1 pseudogene is annotated in these 307 nt (G+C 53.1%); it reads left to right on the forward strand.

Features of this window, described 5'->3' with window-relative positions:
- Window positions 1–307: pseudogene (locus FKW19_RS16110) on the forward strand (IS5/IS1182 family transposase); the annotation flags it as partial.

Raw genomic sequence — 307 nt, forward strand, 5'->3', positions numbered from 1 at the left:
GCGAAGCGGCAGGATGATGGAACCATGCCATCCAGCGATCTCGCCATCCCGTTCTTTGGCTATAAATCGCATGTTTCCATCGATCGGAAATACCGGTTCATCCGCAAATGGAAAACAACGCATGCCGCTGCCAGTGATGGCGCGCGATTGAGAGAGGGGCTTCTGGATAAAACCAATACGGCCTCAAGTGTCTGGGCCGACACGGCCTATCGCTCAAAAGACAACGAAGACTTCATGGAAAAGCAGGGCTTTGTCTCCAAGGTTCATCGCAAAAAGCCGCATCTCAAGCCTATGCCCCGGCATATCC

The organism is Acetobacter sp. DmW_125128 (assembly GCF_008704325.1).
Classification (GTDB): domain Bacteria; phylum Pseudomonadota; class Alphaproteobacteria; order Acetobacterales; family Acetobacteraceae; genus Acetobacter; species Acetobacter oryzifermentans.